A 14,783-nucleotide genomic window follows, 5' to 3' on the forward strand; every position below is an offset into this window, starting at 1 on the left:
GTGACATTCACAGGCCGATCGGGTCCAATGGTATATTATTTAGGCAGTTTTTCTTGCCAGAGAACCTGCCCTGTTCCTAACATCTGACGGCAAGCTATTCGCCCGCCACTCTTTCTACGTCGCATCGAAGGAGGGCACCCAAGGGCGCAACCGGGTAAGGCGACGGGTTTCTCGAATGAACATCACGTTTCTTCTGAACGGAGAGACCGTGGAACTGGCGGATGTCGATCCGACAGCGACCCTGCTGGACTGGCTGCGCGAGGATCGCGGCCTGACCGGCACCAAGGAAGGATGCAACGAGGGCGATTGCGGGGCCTGCACCGTCATGGTGACAGATGAGGACGGGGCAAAGGCACTGAACTCGTGCATCCTGTTTTTGCCCCAATTGCATGGCAAGGCGGTGCGCACCGTCGAAGGCGCAAGCGGCCCGAACGGAGAGGCCCACCCCGTGCAACAGGCGATGGTAGACCTGCACGGTTCGCAATGCGGCTTCTGCACCCCCGGGTTTGTGATGTCGATGGTCACCGGGCATGCGAACGGCGCGACCGATCACGACACCCAGCTTGCCGGCAACCTGTGCCGCTGCACGGGCTACGCCCCGATCATTCGTGCGGCGAAAGCGGCCGAAGAACAGCCGGTTCCGGTTTGGGTCAAAGATAATCCGATTACAGTGCAGGCATCGCCGATGTTGCCCGGTTCGTCCGACGAGTTGGCGGCTGTATACGCCGAGAACCCTGATGCCACTCTGATCGCCGGAGCAACGGATGTGGGGCTTTGGGTTACCAAGCAACTGCGTGATCTGGACCCGGTCATTTTCCTCAATCGTTGTGATGATCTGAAACAGATTTCGATTACCGATGAGGAGGTCCGTTTCGGTGCCATGGTCGATATGAATCGTATGGGCGACGCGCTGGCCGATCTCCACTCCTCTTATGCAGAAATGATCCGCCGCTATGCCAGTGTACAGGTGCGCCATGCCGCGACCGTCGGTGGCAACATCGCCAATGGCTCACCCATTGGAGACAACCCGCCTGCCCTGATCGCGCTGGACGCTACCTTGCATCTGCGCAAGGGAAATGAGCGCCGGTCGATCCCGCTGGAAGAGTTCTTCGTCGACTACGGCAAGCAGGACCGCGCGCCGGGCGAGTTCGTCGAAGCGGTCAGTTTCGCCCGTCAGGAAGATCGTTTGAAAGCTTACAAACTCAGCAAACGGTTCGATCAGGATATTTCGGCCGTTTGCGGGTGTTTCAATATCACGGTGACGGATGGCGTGGTCACCGATGCGCGTATCGCGTTCGGCGGCATGGCCGGCATTCCAAAGCGCGCCTCGAATGTCGAAGCTGCACTGACCGGCAAGCCCTGGACGCGCGAGACCATTCAAGCTGCGATCCCGGCGTTTGCGGATGATTTCACTCCGATGACGGACATGCGTGCCTCCGCCACCTATCGTCTGGAAACGGCCAAAGCGATGCTGGAACGTTACTTCCTGGAAGATCAGGGCGAAGTGACCAACGTGTTGGAGGTGTCGGCGTGAGCGTGACCAAACCCCTCCCCCATGACGCGGCGCCGCTGCATGTATCCGGCGCGGCGCGATACGTGGACGACATTCCGACGCCCAAGGGCTCTCTGCACCTAGCATTCGGCCTTAGCCCGATTGCCAAGGGTAAGATCACCTCGATGGACCTGACAGCCGTGAAAGCCGCGCAAGGTGTCGTGATGGTGATGACGGCCGAGAATCTACCTTTCGCCAATGACGTTTCGCCCTCGATCCATGATGAGCCATTGCTGTCGGACGGCACCGTTCATTACATCGGCCAGCCCGTGTTTCTGGTTGTCGCCACCAGCCATCTGGCCGCCCGCAAGGCCGCGCGGCTGGGCAAGATCGACTATGACGAAGAAACCCCGATCCTGACGGTTGAAGACGCGCTTGCCGCCGACAGCCGGTTCGAAGAAGGCCCGCGCATCTATGCCAAAGGCGACGCGGATGCTGCCATTGCGGGCGCGGCCCATGTGATTGAAGGGGGCTTTGAACTCGGCGGGCAGGAACACTTCTATCTGGAGGGTCAGGCCGCCCTAGCCGTGCCGAATGAGGGCGCGGATATGCTGGTCTACAGCTCGACCCAGCATCCGACCGAGATTCAGCACAAGGTGGCGGATGCTTTGGGCGTTCCGATGCACGCCATCCGGGTCGAAACCCGCCGCATGGGTGGCGGGTTCGGTGGCAAGGAAAGCCAGGGCAATGCGTTAGCCGTGGCCTGTGCCGTTGCTGCGCGTGCGACCCGCAAGGCCTGCAAGATGCGTTACGATCGTGATGATGACATGGTCATCACAGGCAAGCGTCATGCGTTCCGGATTTCCTATCGCGCCGGGTTTGATGAGCACGGCCATATACAGGGGGTATCCTTCCTGCAACATGCCATCTGCGGCTGGGCGCAGGACCTGTCCCTACCTGTCGCCGACCGCGCGATGCTGCACTCCGACAACGCCTATCTGCTGCCGAACGCGCGAATTGAAAGCCACCGGCTGAAAACCAACACTCAATCCGCGACCGCCTATCGCGGCTTCGGCGGCCCGCAGGGCATGATCGCGATCGAACGGGTCATGGACCACGCAGCCTATGCGTTGGGAATGGACCCAGTCGAACTGCGCCGCCGGAACTACTATGAACCCGCGCATGCGCCAACCATAGAAGCCGAGCATCTGGAAAAGCGTCCGTTAGAACGTGTAGATCCACATGAGGATCTGACAAGCTTGGGCGCTGTCGAACAGGTTGAGACCGCTCCGCCTGTCCGTCCGGTGCCGGAAGGCGGCAATACAACGCCTTATGGTATGGAAGTCACCGATTTTGAGCTGCACGCCATGACGGAGGCATTGCTCAAGTCCAGCGACTATACTGCGCGCAAGGCGGCGATTGAGAAATGGAACGCCGAGAATAGCGTGATCAAGAAGGGCATCGCCTTTTCTCCGGTCAAGTTCGGGATTTCCTTCACGCTGACCCACCTCAATCAGGCGGGTGCGTTGGTGCACGTGTATCAGGACGGCTCGGTCCACCTGAATCATGGTGGTACCGAGATGGGTCAGGGACTGTTCCAGAAGGTCGCACAGGTGGCTGCATCGCGTTTTGGCATCCCACTTGAGATGATCAAGATCACCGCGACGGATACGGCCAAGGTACCCAACACCTCGGCGACGGCAGCGTCTTCGGGCAGTGACCTAAACGGCATGGCGGTGAAAGCCGCCTGCGACACGCTCCGCGACCGGATGGCCGAGTATCTGGCCGAGCGGCATCAGGCCAACCCGTCAGTAGTTATATTCTCGGACGGCCACGTTTCGGTTGGTGCTGAACGCTATACCTTCGCCGAAGCTGCCGCATTGGCCTATCAGGGTCGGATCAGCCTTTCGGCGACTGGTTTCTACAAGACCCCCAAGATCGAATGGGACCGAATCGCTGGACGCGGTCGACCATTCTTCTATTTCGCCTACGGTGCATCTGTTACCGAGGTCGCAGTCGATACGCTGACCGGTGAGAACCGTATCCTGCGCACCGATATCCTGCATGATGCAGGCGCGTCGCTGAACCCGGCGCTGGATATCGGGCAGGTCGAAGGCGGTTACGTGCAAGGCGCGGGCTGGCTGACCACCGAGGAACTGGTCTGGGACGGCAAGGGTAATCTGCGCACCCATGCTCCGTCGACCTACAAGATTCCGGCCTGTTCTGACCGGCCCGACATTTTCAACGTCGCGCTTTGGGATGGCGCGAACCGCGAGGACACGATCTATCGCTCGAAAGCAGTGGGAGAGCCGCCATTCATGCTGGGCATATCCGCTTGGCTCGCCCTGTCGAACGCGGTGGCGGCTTGCGGTGACTGCTATCCCGCGCTGGATGCCCCCGCCACGGCAGAAGAGGTTTGGCGCGGTGTCCAAAGGGTAAAGGGAGGAGCCTGATGGGATTTGATCGAGAGGCTTTAAGGGAGGCGGTCAGAATCCATGGGAGAGTCACCCGAGTGGTCATCGCTGCAATTAAAGGGTCATCCCCACGCGAGGTTGGTGCAGCAATGCTGGTTTGGGAGGACGGGCAAAGCGGAACCATCGGCGGCGGCACGCTGGAGTTTCAGGCGACTGAGGCCGCGCGGAGTCAAATCACGCCTTGCCGCCTGACACATCACGCACTTGGTCCAGACATGGGCCAATGCTGCGGCGGTGTGGTCTCATTGCTGAGCGAGATCTATGACCAAGACGATATGAATGCGCTCGATGATACTGTTATCGCGCGTTCCCCGTCGGGCAGTGACATGCCCCTGTCGGTAAAACGCCTGTTGGCGGCCGCGCGCGGACAGGGCGTCGCGCCCCAACCGCAACTGATCGACGGATGGATGGTTGAGCCGGTGCATAAGCCATCCCGTAATCTGTGGATCTGGGGCGCTGGTCATGTAGGTCGCGCGTTGGCGGATGTGTTGTCCCCCCTTCCCGGTCTTGCAATTACCTGGGTCGATACCGGCCCCGAACGATTTCCGGATAAGATTCCAACTGGTGTGACGCCGGTTCCAGCCGCCAAACCAGGAGAGCTGGTTCACCATGCGCCGCGCGATGCCGAGCATCTAGTGCTTACTTATTCACACACTTTGGATCTAGAACTGTGCAACCGGCTGCTTTCGCATGATTTCCGCTTTGCTGGCCTGATCGGCTCGGCTACGAAATGGGCGCGGTTCCGTTCACGGCTGGCGGCCCTCGGGCATTCACCCGAACGGATCGGTCGGATCACCTGCCCGATCGGTGATCCCGGCTTGGGCAAACACCCGCAGATGATCGCCGTCGGCGTCGCCGCGCAGCTTTTGCGCCCGGCCAGGCAGAACGAGTTGAAGAAGGACCTGAGCGCGTGACTACTCCGCTATTAAGTTTGCAAGGGCTGACCAAAGCCTATCCCGGCGTCGTGGCCAATGATCAGGTGTCCTTTGACATCGGTGAGGGCGAAGTTCATGCGCTGCTGGGTGAAAACGGCGCGGGTAAATCCACGCTGGTGAAAATGATCTATGGTCTGGTGAAACCGGACAGCGGTACGATGCTGTTGCGCGGCCAGTCCTTCTCCCCCCCCGAACCGCGCGCGGCACGGGCTGACGGGATCGCGATGGTGTTCCAGCACTTCTCGCTGTTCGACGCGCTGAACGTGGCCGAGAATATAGCCCTGGGAATGGAGAACCCGCCGGCTATGGGCGATTTGGCCTCGCGTATTCGGGAAGTGTCCGAGACCTACGGCCTACCGCTGGATCCCTTCCGCACTGTTGGCGACCTGTCCGCAGGTGAGCGCCAGCGGGTCGAGATCATCCGCTGTTTGTTGCAGGACCCTAAGCTGCTGATCATGGACGAGCCGACCTCGGTTCTGACGCCGCAGGAGGTGGAAATCCTGTTTGAGACACTGAATAAGTTGCGGTCCGAAGGCACCTCGATTCTTTATATTTCGCACAAGCTGGAAGAAATCCGGACCCTGTGTGACCATGCCACGATTCTGCGTCTGGGCAAGAATGTGGGCGAATGCGTTCCGGCCGAGACCTCGGCGCGTGACATGGCCGAAATGATGGTCGGCTCAACCCTACAGACACCGGAACGGTCCGGCCGTGAATTCGGTGAGGTGGCGCTGGATGTCAGCGGACTCTCAGTGCCTTCGCCGTCCGAATTCGGCACGGCGTTGCGCAATATCCACATGACGGTCCGCAAGGGCGAGGTCCTGGGCATTGGCGGCGTTGCCGGAAACGGACAGGACGAGTTGCTGGGCGTGTTGTCGGGCGAAATCCCAACAACCGCTGATGCGATCAAGTTCAACGGCCAACGCATCGGCAAACTCGGCCCCACTGCGCGGCGGAAGCTGGGCGTGCTGACCGCCCCCGAAGAACGGCTGGGTCATGCGGCGGCTCCGGACATGAGCCTGACCGAAAACGCCCTGCTCACCGGATCGGTTCGCGAAGGGCTTGAGAACAACGGTTTCCTGAAATGGAACGAGACCAAAAGCTTTGCCGAGAAAATCATCAGCGCCTTTGACGTCCGTACACCGGGCCCGGAGAACGCAGCGCGCTCGCTGTCGGGCGGCAACCTGCAGAAATTCGTGATCGGTCGCGAAGTTCTGCAAAACCCCGACGTGCTGGTGGTGAACCAGCCGACATGGGGCGTGGATGCTGCGGCTGCGGCCTCGATCCGGCAGGCCATTCTGGATTTGGCGGCCAAAGGCACGGCGGTGGTCTGTATCTCTCAGGACCTGGACGAGTTGATGGAAATCTCGGACAGCTTCGCGGCCCTGAACGAAGGCCGCCTGAGTGCCCCGCGCCCGACCACCGGCCTGACGGTTGATGAGATCGGCCTGATGATGGGCGGTGCGCATGGCATGGAGGTGGCCCATGTCTAATACAAAAACAAGAACTGAAATCGGGGGAATGAGCGGATGATAGTGTTGGAGAAACGGCCACAGCCGTCCAAGGCATGGTCCTATGCCACCCCACTGGTTGCGGTACTGGCGACGATGGTGTTTGGTGGCATCCTGTTCGCCATTTTGGGCAAGAACCCGGTAGAAGCCATCGGTACGATCTTCTGGGAGCCTCTGTTTGGTGAGTTCGCTTTTTATTATCGCCCGCAATTGCTGGTGAAAGGCGCGCCATTGGTGCTGATCGCGATCGGTCTTTCACTAGGCTTTCGCGCAGGCATCTGGAACATCGGCGCCGAGGGTCAATACATCATGGGCGCCATTTTCGGCGCGGGCGCCGGGCTGGCTTTCTACCCGCTCGATGCGTTCTACATCTTCCCGATCATGGTGATTGCCGGTGCGTTCGGCGGTTGGCTATGGGCAGCGATCCCGGCGTTCCTCAAGGTTCGCTTTGGCACCAACGAAATCCTCGTGTCTCTGATGCTGGTCTATGTGGCCGAGCAGATGCTGGCCTCTGTCTCGCTGGGTCTGCTGAAGAACCCCGAAGGGTTCGGTTTTCCCGGCTCGCGCAACCTGCAATCCTATGACAGCGCACATAATGCTGAGTTGATTGCTGGCTCAGGTATGCACTGGGGCGTGGTGACGGCATTGATCGCTGTGATCTTTGCTTATGTCCTGCTGAACCGGCATATGCTGGGCTTCCACATCCGTCTAACGGGTGAAGCGCCCCGGGCAGCCAAGTTCGCCGGTGTGAACCCGGCGCGCCTGATTCTGTTCTGTCTGGGCCTGTCCGGTGCATTGGCTGGTCTGGCAGGGATGTTCGAAGTCTCTGGTCCTTCGGGTGTGGTTAGCATCGATTTCAACGTCGGTTACGGTTTTACCGCGATCATCGTGGCCTTCCTTGGCCGCCTGCATCCGGTGGGTATCCTGCTGGCGGGTGGCCTGATGGCGCTGACCTATATCGGCGGCGAAATCGCCCAGTCGCAACTGGGCCTGCCCGCTGCTGCCATTCAGGTATTCCAGGGGATGCTGCTGTTCTTCCTGCTGGCATTCGATCTTCTGACAAACTACCGCATCCGTGCGGCCCGTAGCGAGGTGGCATAACCATGGATCTTGGCGAAATTAATCCCGTACTGCTGGTCGCCTCGCTGATGGTCGCCGCAACCCCCCTGCTATTGGCCGCGATCGGGGAACTGGTTGTCGAAAAAGCGGGCGTTCTGAACCTCGGCGTCGAGGGCATGATGATCGTTGGTGCAATCAGTGGCTTTGCGATCTCGGTCGAGACTGGGTCCCCTTGGCTGGGCTTCATCGCAGCGGCTATCGGCGGTGCTGTGCTGTCCTTGCTGTTCGTGCTGCTAACGCAGTTTGCACTGGCCAATCAGGTCGCCAGTGGCCTAGCGTTGACCCTGTTTGGACTCGGTTTCAGCGCCCTACTGGGGCAAAGCTATGTCGGGGTTAAACCTCCCAGCATGGGGGATATCCACATCCCACTGATCAGCGATATCCCGGTGATCGGACCGATCCTGTTCCAGCATGATCCGATCCTCTATGTCGGCATTGCCCTGACCGCAGCCGTTTGGGCCACACTGAAATACACTCGTGTCGGCCTGATCTTGCGTGCGGTGGGCGAAAACCACGATGCAGCCCACGCGCTTGGCTACAAGGTCATCAAGATCCGCATCCTGGCGATCCTTTTCGGGGGCGCCTGCGCGGGCCTTGGCGGCGCCTATATCAGCCTGATCCGCGTCCCGCAGTGGACCGAGGGCATGACAGCCGGCGTTGGCTGGATCGCCCTGGCGCTGGTGGTGTTCGCCAGTTGGAAACCATGGCGCGCACTGCTGGGTGCTTATTTGTTCGGCGGAATCACCGTGTTGCAGCTTAATTTGCAGGCGGCGGGCGTTGCCATTCCAGTCGAGTATCTGGCAATGTCGCCCTATATCATCACGATCCTTGTGCTCGTGATCCTTTCAGCCGACAAGAGCAGCGCACCTGCCTCATTGGGTCGGATCTTCCACGCCTCGCACTAGGGGCCAACTAAATCAACTTGGGGAGTAACACATGAAATTCACTACACTTCTGACAAGCGCCGCCATAGCGCTTGGTCTGGCCACTGGCGCCATGGCCGAAGACAAGACCAAGGTCGGTTTCGTCTATGTCGGCCCAGTGGGTGACGGCGGCTGGACCTATGAGCACAACAAGGGCCGGCTGGCGGTCGAAGAGCATTTTGGCGACAAGGTCGAAACCGTGTTCGTTGAATCGGTACCCGAAGGCCCAGACGCTGAGCGTGTGATGACGCAGATGGCGCTGGAAGGAGCCGATCTGATCTTCACTACCTCGTTCGGTTACATGGACCCGACCATCAACGTGGCAAAGAAATTCCCGAACGTGAAGTTCGAGCACGCGACCGGCTACAAAACCGCCGACAACGTCTCGGTCTACTCGGCCCGTTTCTACGAAGGCCGCGCCGTTCAGGGCCACATCGCGGGCAAGATGACCAAGTCCAATATCATCGGCTACATCGGCTCGTACCCGATCCCCGAAGTGATCCGCGGCATAAACTCGGCCTACATCCACGCCAAAAAAGTAAACCCGGATGTCGAGTTCAAGATCGTCTGGGCCTACACTTGGTTCGATCCTGCGAAAGAAGCTGACGCGGCCACCGTTCTGATCGAACAGGGCGCGGATGTGATCTTGCAACACACCGACTCGACCGCGCCGCAGGCGGCGGCGCAAGAGGCGGGTAACGTGATCACTTTCGGCCAAGCATCGGACATGAGCGAATACGCTCCGTTCCCGCGCGTGTCGTCGATCATCGACAACTGGGCGCCCTATTACATCGCGCGCACTCAGGCCGTCATGGACGGATCGTGGGCAACCGTGAACACCTGGGACGGTATTGCGCAGGGCATGGTTGAGATCGGTGAGATTTCCGACGCGGTTCCGGCCGACGTCAAGGAAGAGGCACTGGCACTCAAGGCTGCCATGGCCGCCGGCGAATACCACCCCTTCACCGGCCCGCTGAAAAAGCAGGACGGCAGCGACTGGCTGGCCGAGGGCGAAACCGCCGATGACGGTACGCTGGCAGGCATGAACTTCTATGTCGAAGGGCTGGAAGGCGAGATCCCGCAGTAATCTGCGGTCAAACACGAATGAAAAGCCCGCCAAGTTGGCGGGCTTTTTTCTTAATCTCGCAAAAATCAAAAAAACCAGAGTATTCCGGAATATTCCGAAGTATTCCGATTTCAACCATTACAGGGTTGAGGTTGGCGGGCGTACAAAGCTCATGTCACATCAAGAGGAGAATGACATGAAGAAGCCGAACCACAACGCCGACATGAAAAACGCAAACAAAGGCACACCGGGACAGAATACTACCCACGCTAAAAATAGGGGTAATACCGGAAAACAATTGAATCCGAACAGGAAAGCCCCGTCTCCGAAAAAGTAACAAACTATGCCGGGGTGCGAATGCTCCCCGGCCTTTTCGAGGTTTGAATATGAGCAGCAAGACAAAAAAGAACCCTTTTCCCAAGACCAAAGAATTGATCCGCATCGCGATCAATCAAGGAAAATCCCAAACCGAAATCGCCAGAGTGTGCCGCGTGCAACAGGGGCAAGTCAGCAAATGGCTCAACGGCAAAGCACTGGCGGACCGCGCTCAGGTTCAGGCATTGTTGCAGGAATATGGCGACTTACTGTTCCGCGTACCATTCAAGGTGTATCAAACCCTTTTTGCCTCAACAAATGAAGCACAGTTTCTACGTGTAGAAGGCAAACTGATACTACGTGAGAAGTTCCGGAAACAATCTTTATCCAACAACTCTCAAGACCGTATTACAGCCTTCAGGCTGTCTATTCACCAACAAGGAGAGGACCAGTTTTATCTGATTGGAGAAGCAACAGAAGCACCCTATCCCGGAAAAGACAATCCGGCGAGTGCGGAACCCTTTATCACTGATCGGCTCGCCGCATGGTATCTACATAATTTCTTAGAAGGTCCCAATCAGCCGCTAAGCCTGAAGGAACTCAGGCAGGTAGTTCAAAACGTTGCCCATGGAGAGATGCAGGGACATTTTCCCTCATTGCGCCAACTGCCTTTTCTAGTAACAGAGACTTTGCTCAACCATGGTTTCAAACCAGGTGATCTGGAGGGCCTTGTGGAGCTCAAACTGCCCGAGTAGACAGTAACTCCACAACCAAACCGCCCGAAAGGGCAAATTTTGGCAGCGCTTGAATCACAGCCCCTGCGTCAGGTTTGTGAGCTATGAAGCACGCCGCGCGATCCGGCCTTTTGCCACCGCGCCGCGCACGAACCGTTAAGGTCCGGACGAGACGACCCGAGCCCGAGTCTAACACGCGACGGCAGGCTCCTCTCTAAGGGGTATGGGGTGGGTCGCCATCAAGCCGCAGGACACCCTGCCGCTTGATGGCACTTTTCGCATCAATGCCCCGTCAAAACCAGCGTATTCACCGGCATCAGGATCAGACGCAGCCGCAAACCCGCAGCATGGACGACGCCAATCGTGTCGATCACATGCAACGCGGCGCTGTGCCAAAAACCCAAATCCTCATGCTCCAACCGTTCGTGATTGTCGGTATAGACGTTGGCCAGACAATTGCTGCCCGGAGGAATGTCATCGGCCATGTTTTTGTACAGAGGCTCCATATAGACCAGAATCGAGCCCGGATTGGTGTTGGCTTGCACATCCCGCAATTCGTCCGAGGGTCGGATTTGCCCGGATGGGATCACGTCCTGAACCTCGACCACAACCATCGGGATTACAGTGAAGGGCTTGGTCATACAGCCCAGCTCTCCGATCATGCCGGGCTTGATGACCTGCGCCGACATCTGGTTGAACGCGGCCTGGAATCGGTTGTGGCCCGAAGACGAAGGCACCAAGATACCCGCCGGGCGCAGCAGCGGGCTGACATAGTCGCCAACCTGCAGGCCGAATTGTTCGACCCGGCCCGTCACACCGGCACTGATCACGGTCTTGTCCAGTTCAGTCAACGCAGCATCCAGCTGCGCGTTGGCGCTGGCCAGTTGGGCCGGGATCAGTTCTTCGATCTGTTGAACCACAGCCGCGCGTTGCGACTCTGCCGCCCTCAATTGCGCCTCGCGCTCGGCCACGAGGTTTTCCAGCCTGTCGATCTCGGCCAGTCTTACGGCGCTGGACCCTTCGTCGCGCAGCGTGGTATTGCGTTCCAGATCCTCAAGCGACTGATCCAGCGCGGCGCGGGCACCGGCAATACCTGCTTCGGCCTCGGCCAGATCGGTTTCCGCAACTTTCAACGAGGCCTGAACCTGCGCGATCTGTGCATGGGCAGCTTCGACCATGGCGGTCTGGGTGAAATCCTCGATCCGAAAGATCGGCTGGCCCGCTACGACCCGCTGGTTATTGGAGACATACACCTCGGACACACGGCCACCCAGTTGTGGCAGGATCGTCACCGTGCGGAAATAGGATGCCGCTGTCTTACTGGCCGGGTGGAAGTAAAACAGAGTGGTGATAACCGTCAGCGCCAGAATGGCACAAGTGGTAAGGCCCCAGCGCAGTTCATACCACATGGTGAACAGCGTGATTTCATGACCGATCCGCTTGCCCTGAACAAACCGGCGAAACAGATAGTCGGGCAGCACCGTTACCAGCGCACACATCAAAGTCTCAAGCATGTCTTACTGCTCCTGCTGCGCGGCGGGTTCGGTCGGCTGGGCCGGGGCGGGTTCCGACTGGTCCTGTTTGCCCAAAGATCGGATCGCGTCGGCAATGGCCCTCAGCGGCGCGGCCACATCGGGGAACTGGAACCCGGCCACCAGAATGGCGGCAACCCAGAAAAGACCGTTATGGGTAAACAGCGCCAACAGGGCCAGAATGCCGACCAGTTGAAACTGAGGGTGATTGGATTCATGCGCGATCTTCTCGGGGATCGAGTGCAGGGTGAAATATCCCACGCCGATCAGAATGATTACGACAACGGTAAAAACGAACATGAACGTCAAAAGAAAATCACTGCCGTCCGCCTGGGTCACGTAGGACGGAATATGCCCCGTGGCCATCGGGTGTAGGTCTGCGGTACTCACCCTGCCCTCCTGTTTCTGTTTGATCCCTGTTTGGATGGGTTGATGCGCAAATTCAAGCCTGCTTAATGTTTGCAGACGCTTACGTCCTTAGCACATGGAACGTGACCGGAAGGATGAATATGATTGATTTTCTGATCATCGGCGGCGGCGTCGCCGGTCTGAGCGCTGGGGCACGGCTGTCGCAGCACGGGACTGTTACCCTACTCGAAGCAGAGGATGCTCTTGGCTATCATGCCTCCGGCCGATCGGCCGCGTTATTCGAAGAAAGTTACGGCCCGCCGTCGGTTGTGGCGCTGAACAAAGCCAGCGCCGACTTCTTGCACGCCGAAAATGGTGGCTATCTGACGCCGCGCGGGTTGATGCTGGTTGGCCGAAAGGATCAGAACGAGGCCTTCGAACAAGACGTTGAAGATCTGAACATGCGGGTCATCCCCACGGTAGAGGCGCAGGCTCGTGTACCGATCTTGAAACCCGAGACGCTGGGCTTCACAGCTGTCGGCGAAACAGCATTCGACATCGACACGGACAGGTTGCTGCAGGATTTCGCGCGCGTTATTCGAAGTAATGGCGGTGAGGTTTTGACCAAAGCCAGGGTTACAGCCATTCGCAAGAACCCTCACTGGATTGTCGAGGCCGGGGAGACCTACGAGGCCCGCACTTTGATCAATGCCGCCGGGGCCTGGGTGGACGAGGTCGCCGCGATGGCCGGGATTGCCCCGATTGGGATTATTCCGAAACGCAGGTCAATGGCGCGCCTGCCTGCGCCGGGCGGGCATGACGTCCGGGACTGGCCCATGATGCTGGGCGTAGGTGAGGCGTGGTATGCCAAACCGGATGCGGGCAAACTGCTGGTATCGCCATCCGAGGCCGATCCTGTGCCGCCACATGATGCCTATGCCGATGATATGGTGCTGGCCGAAGGTCTGGCCAGGTACGAGGAAATGGTCACCGAACCCGTCACGCGAGTGGAAACGAACTGGGCGGGTTTGCGCAGCTTTGCGCCCGATGGAACCCTTGTGCTGGGGCCGGACCCGTCAGACCCGACTTTCATCTGGGCTGCCGGTCAGGGCGGGTACGGGTTCCAATCCTCTCCGGCCGCGTCGAAACTGGTCTCGGACCTCGTGATCGGCGCTGCGCCGGAGCTGGATCCGGCAACGATCGCAGCCCTTAGCCCGGAAAGGTTGCACCGATGAGCAAACGGTCTCTGCCGTCCAGCGCCAGCGTCGCTACCGAGGGGCAGGATGGCCGATTGATTGCCCCCGCAGCAACCCGCAATGCTGACGCGTTGTGTGAATTGCTGACGCAATGGGCCCCAAAGACCGGTCAGGCGTTGGAGATCGCCAGCGGCACCGGCCAGCATGTCAGCACCTTTGCCCGATCCCTGCCCGGCCTCCATTGGCAACCGACCGAGGTGGAACCAGACCGTCGCGCCAGCATCGACGCTTATGCCTCCAACCTGCCCAACGTCGCCAGCGCCGTCACGTTGAACGCAACAGCGCTGGGATGGCATGATGAGTTCGCGGGGCAGAACCTGATCGTTCTGATCAATCTGGTGCATTTGATCAGCTGGCCCGAGACGCAGGTGCTGATCGCCGAAGCCGCGCAGGCACTGGCCCGTGAGGGAAGGTTCATCCTCTACGGGCCGTTCAAACGGTCGGGCCAACTGACAAGCGACGGCGACCGGAGGTTCCATGACGCGCTGGTTCAGCAGGATGCCGAAATCGGATACAAAAATGACAAAGATATCGTCGCCTGGATGACCGCCCAGAACCTGACCGTCCTCGCATCCGTGGAGATGCCCGCAAACAACCTGGCCTTCGTCGCGGAAAAGCCCGACACCTGATTAAAATCAAGGCCCGGCTTAACACGCCAGAACATATTCCGTTTGCATTATATTAAATGGAATGATGAAATGAACTGGCAGGACAAGATCAAAGACACGCGCAATGGTCTGCGCAACCTCAACGGCGCGATACCCGAGGCGGCCCGCGCATTCGGTACGCTCAGCGCAGCGGTCAAGCAGGGCGGAACGCTGGATTATAAGACCAAGGAGTTCATCGCTCTGGGCATGTCCATTGCAATCCGGTGCGAGCCCTGCATCACGCTCCACACCGAAGCCTTGCTCAAGGCGGGTGCATCGCGAGAGGAGTTTTCCGATGTGTTGGCTATGGCCGTTCAGATGGGCGGTGGACCATCGATGATGTACGCCGCCAAGGCATTGGAATGCTATGACGAACTGAGCACCTGACCCCAAAAGCAAAAGGCCCCGGGCTTAACCGGGGCCTTTGTTTG

At 59.0% G+C, this 14,783-nt stretch carries 13 protein-coding genes; 11 read left to right on the forward strand and 2 right to left on the reverse strand.

Annotation, left to right across the window (positions count from 1 at the left end; genetic code table 11):
* Window positions 1–175 precede the first annotated feature (175 nt).
* The 8 genes from xdhA to ACR0IM_RS07980 all read left to right on the forward strand — a co-directional run bounded on the left by xdhA (window position 176) and on the right by ACR0IM_RS07980 (window position 10,590).
* Window positions 176–1,534: a xanthine dehydrogenase small subunit gene (xdhA, locus tag ACR0IM_RS07945; RefSeq protein ID WP_480590477.1), complete on the forward strand. Its 1,359-nt coding sequence runs from the start codon at window positions 176–178 to the stop codon at window positions 1,532–1,534.
* Window positions 1,531–3,945: a xanthine dehydrogenase molybdopterin binding subunit gene (gene xdhB / locus ACR0IM_RS07950; protein ID WP_480681396.1), complete on the forward strand. Its 2,415-nt coding sequence runs from the start codon at window positions 1,531–1,533 to the stop codon at window positions 3,943–3,945. The genes xdhA and xdhB overlap by 4 nt, the downstream gene beginning before the upstream one ends.
* Window positions 3,945–4,880 carry a xanthine dehydrogenase accessory protein XdhC gene (gene xdhC / locus ACR0IM_RS07955; RefSeq protein WP_480681397.1) on the forward strand — a complete coding sequence of 312 codons (936 nt, stop codon included), beginning with the start codon at window positions 3,945–3,947 and terminating at the stop codon, window positions 4,878–4,880. The genes xdhB and xdhC overlap by 1 nt, the downstream gene beginning before the upstream one ends.
* Entirely contained in the window at window positions 4,877–6,394 is a 1,518-nt protein-coding gene (locus tag ACR0IM_RS07960; RefSeq protein WP_480590485.1) for an ABC transporter ATP-binding protein, read from the forward strand. Before xdhC ends, ACR0IM_RS07960 begins: the two co-directional genes overlap by 4 nt.
* 36 nt (window positions 6,395–6,430) lie before the next feature.
* A complete protein-coding gene (locus tag ACR0IM_RS07965; RefSeq protein WP_480681398.1) occupies window positions 6,431–7,513 on the forward strand; it encodes an ABC transporter permease in 1,083 nt (360 codons plus the stop codon).
* Between the two features lie 2 nt (window positions 7,514–7,515).
* Complete coding sequence (locus ACR0IM_RS07970; protein WP_480590492.1) at window positions 7,516–8,436, forward strand: ABC transporter permease; 921 nt, start codon at window positions 7,516–7,518, stop codon at window positions 8,434–8,436.
* A 31-nt stretch (window positions 8,437–8,467) separates the two neighbouring features.
* A complete protein-coding gene (locus ACR0IM_RS07975; protein WP_480681400.1) occupies window positions 8,468–9,541 on the forward strand; it encodes a BMP family ABC transporter substrate-binding protein in 1,074 nt (357 codons plus the stop codon).
* A gap of 365 nt (window positions 9,542–9,906) precedes the next feature.
* On the forward strand, window positions 9,907–10,590 hold the full coding sequence (locus ACR0IM_RS07980; RefSeq protein WP_480681401.1) for a helix-turn-helix domain-containing protein: 684 nt from the start codon (window positions 9,907–9,909) through the stop codon (window positions 10,588–10,590).
* 260 nt (window positions 10,591–10,850) lie between these two features.
* On the opposite strand, the gene ACR0IM_RS07985 is transcribed toward ACR0IM_RS07980, so the two are convergent.
* Window positions 10,851–12,083: an HlyD family secretion protein gene (locus tag ACR0IM_RS07985; RefSeq protein WP_480641118.1), complete on the reverse strand. Its 1,233-nt coding sequence runs from the start codon at window positions 12,081–12,083 to the stop codon at window positions 10,851–10,853.
* A 3-nt stretch (window positions 12,084–12,086) separates the two neighbouring features.
* Entirely contained in the window at window positions 12,087–12,467 is a 381-nt protein-coding gene (locus tag ACR0IM_RS07990; RefSeq protein ID WP_480641149.1) for a hypothetical protein, read from the reverse strand.
* 143 nt (window positions 12,468–12,610) lie between these two features.
* On the opposite strand from ACR0IM_RS07990, the gene ACR0IM_RS07995 reads away from it, so the two are divergent.
* From ACR0IM_RS07995 to ACR0IM_RS08005, 3 genes are all read left to right on the forward strand, one after another.
* On the forward strand, window positions 12,611–13,684 hold the full coding sequence (locus ACR0IM_RS07995; RefSeq protein WP_480641119.1) for an NAD(P)/FAD-dependent oxidoreductase: 1,074 nt from the start codon (window positions 12,611–12,613) through the stop codon (window positions 13,682–13,684).
* A complete protein-coding gene (locus ACR0IM_RS08000; protein ID WP_480681403.1) occupies window positions 13,681–14,334 on the forward strand; it encodes a DUF938 domain-containing protein in 654 nt (217 codons plus the stop codon). Before ACR0IM_RS07995 ends, ACR0IM_RS08000 begins: the two co-directional genes overlap by 4 nt.
* A 69-nt stretch (window positions 14,335–14,403) precedes the next feature.
* A complete protein-coding gene (locus ACR0IM_RS08005) occupies window positions 14,404–14,739 on the forward strand; it encodes a carboxymuconolactone decarboxylase family protein (protein ID WP_480641121.1) in 336 nt (111 codons plus the stop codon).
* Window positions 14,740–14,783: the final 44 nt, after the last annotated feature.

The organism is Ruegeria sp. BF6 (assembly GCF_056538665.1).

Coding starts and splice junctions, on each gene's coding strand:
- xdhA (WP_480590477.1), top strand. CDS start 176: ATGAACATCACGTTTCTTCTGAACGGAGAGACCGTGGAACTGGCGGAT.
- xdhC (WP_480681397.1), top strand. CDS start 3,945: ATGGGATTTGATCGAGAGGCTTTAAGGGAGGCGGTCAGAATCCATGGG.
- ACR0IM_RS07965 (WP_480681398.1), top strand. CDS start 6,431: ATGATAGTGTTGGAGAAACGGCCACAGCCGTCCAAGGCATGGTCCTAT.
- ACR0IM_RS07970 (WP_480590492.1), top strand. CDS start 7,516: ATGGATCTTGGCGAAATTAATCCCGTACTGCTGGTCGCCTCGCTGATG.
- ACR0IM_RS07975 (WP_480681400.1), top strand. CDS start 8,468: ATGAAATTCACTACACTTCTGACAAGCGCCGCCATAGCGCTTGGTCTG.
- ACR0IM_RS07980 (WP_480681401.1), top strand. CDS start 9,907: ATGAGCAGCAAGACAAAAAAGAACCCTTTTCCCAAGACCAAAGAATTG.
- ACR0IM_RS07985 (WP_480641118.1), bottom strand. CDS start 12,083: ATGCTTGAGACTTTGATGTGTGCGCTGGTAACGGTGCTGCCCGACTAT.
- ACR0IM_RS07990 (WP_480641149.1), bottom strand. CDS start 12,467: ATGGCCACGGGGCATATTCCGTCCTACGTGACCCAGGCGGACGGCAGT.
- ACR0IM_RS07995 (WP_480641119.1), top strand. CDS start 12,611: ATGATTGATTTTCTGATCATCGGCGGCGGCGTCGCCGGTCTGAGCGCT.
- ACR0IM_RS08000 (WP_480681403.1), top strand. CDS start 13,681: ATGAGCAAACGGTCTCTGCCGTCCAGCGCCAGCGTCGCTACCGAGGGG.
- ACR0IM_RS08005 (WP_480641121.1), top strand. CDS start 14,404: ATGAACTGGCAGGACAAGATCAAAGACACGCGCAATGGTCTGCGCAAC.